Source organism: Bacillus sp. SM2101, from assembly GCF_018588585.1.
Taxonomy (GTDB): Bacteria; Bacillota; Bacilli; order Bacillales; family SM2101; genus Nanhaiella; species Nanhaiella sioensis.
Map to the genome: position 1 here is coordinate 1 of NZ_JAEUFG010000086.1, position 1935 is coordinate 1935.

The 1935-nt window shown below is 33.7% G+C and carries 2 protein-coding genes; one reads left to right on the forward strand and one right to left on the reverse strand.

The window, feature by feature from the left end:
* Positions 1–380 precede the first annotated feature (380 nt).
* Entirely contained in the window at positions 381–737 is a 357-nt protein-coding gene (locus JM172_RS24290) for a hypothetical protein (protein ID WP_214484947.1), read from the forward strand.
* Between the two features lie 579 nt (positions 738–1316).
* Here the strand turns inward: JM172_RS24290 and JM172_RS24295 are convergent.
* The gene (locus tag JM172_RS24295) at positions 1317–1904 is read right to left on the reverse strand and encodes a hypothetical protein (RefSeq protein WP_214484948.1); all 588 of its coding nucleotides are present in this window, start codon (positions 1902–1904) and stop codon (positions 1317–1319) included.
* Between the last annotated feature and the right edge of the window lie 31 nt (positions 1905–1935).

Here is a 1935-nt window from a genome sequence, read left to right on the forward strand (position 1 = left end):
ACTTGTTGTTAATCAATATGGCCCTAAAATGAAGAAAAGCACTAATCCTTGTTACAGATTAGCGCCATATCGTATTAATTCCCCTCTATAATTTCTAGTTATGGTATTCTAGACTGTAAAACTATATAACTGTACAATTCTAATATATATAATTTAGATTCATTAATTAACCTTTCTAAATACACTGAAATGTTTGTGGAAGTAAATAACAAATTATAGAATTAGACTCTTTATTGCCCTGTTTTATCGAACTCCTTTACCACATCGGATATTTAAATACTATATGTATTATAGACTTAGAAGCATATTATTATGAGGGGGGATTAATCATTAATAGAAGGAGGTAGTTTACAATACAAAGAAAAATTCTCTCAGCAATAGTGACATCCATTATTTTGACCTTAATTCTATATTTAGTAATTGGTAGCACTTCATTTTTTATTTACTTTATGTATTCTGCTTTGTTCATGGCGATCTATGGAATCCCTTGTTCAATTTTTTCTGATTTTATATCCGGGAAGATAAGTAATAAACAAAGGGATTTAATTTCACTTGGTTTCCATATATTATTTGGCGCAATGTTTTTCCTCTTTTTTGGTCTTTTTGATATTGCATTACTTATTTCAGAGCCAAAAGTATTTTTCATCTTAACGAAAGATATTAGACCTTATGCAGTGTTTGGAGCCGTTTTATTTTGGGCAACAGATAATTTAATAAATTCACTTAACAAAAAGTAAACCTAACAACAGGAAGATATTGTAGCGAGTAGTAACATACCAATAATATTTAAATTTCCGCAGGGTCTAATTTCATAACTCCTGCGGAGAAGTTTGTGATTAGATTAATATTATTATTCAAGTTCAATTTATTCCCTCAGATTTATCATAGGCCATAAGGACTTATATTTTTGTAGTCAAACATATTGGTAAATGAGTTGATTAATATTAATTCCTTAATTAATTGGTCTATCCAGGTGTACCTATAGGCCCCATTGGCCCTTGAGGTAGTGACGGAATGACCCTACATATACAATCTTTATCTTTCATTAGTTATTTTCACCTTCTATAATTATTTTTATTTTATATGTATGGATATTATTTATAGGAGGCTGGACTAACATATATAACGTGACTAAAATGTACTGGAGTCTATTTTAATTGTGTGTTTTTTAAACAAGTTCCTATAGTTGCTATTGAGTAAACTATAATTTAATATCATATACAAAAATATACACATTCAGCTAAAGAAATAAAAAAGGCACTCCAATATTTTAAGAGCACCTTAACTTTTTGAGTAGGAGATGTGCAGTTCAACCATTATGCTATTTGTACAACTGAAAAGCTTGGAAAATCAACCATTATATTTCCACCTACGGCAAAAGGTGTAATGCCAAAATCTGCACCAGCCGGTGGTGTTATACAAATTTCTCTTGCTACGGTGGTTATAAGCTCATTCGTAGGATCAGCATTAGAAAATGCTACCATGATATTTGAGTCGAACCTTTGAGAACCTCCAATATCAATAGCGAATGTAGCGCTACCAAATGTAGTACCGCCACCTGCCGGAGCAACAGGGACTATGACTACCATTGACAATTTTACTAAATAAGTCCCAGCATTATTAATTATTATGGAGCCAGTTCCAGCATTTTGTATTACATCAAAACTGGGACCATTTTCAGTATAATTCGTAAACCGCATACCTTGTACTGGTGTAAATGGCATCTGCCCTGTTTGAGGTGGCCCAGAGGCTAAACATCCCCAAGATATAGCCCCTCCTGTCCCCGGAGGTCCTTGTGGTCCCAATGGGCCCTGTGGTCCTTGTGGTCCTTGTTTCCCCGGTGGGCCCTGTGGTCCTTGTGGTGGTGGTGGAACAACTCTACATTTACAATCTTTATCTTTCATTAGTAAAACTCACCTTCTATAATTGTTTTAC

Coding starts and splice junctions, on each gene's coding strand:
- JM172_RS24295 (WP_214484948.1), bottom strand. CDS start 1,904: ATGAAAGATAAAGATTGTAAATGTAGAGTTGTTCCACCACCACCACAA.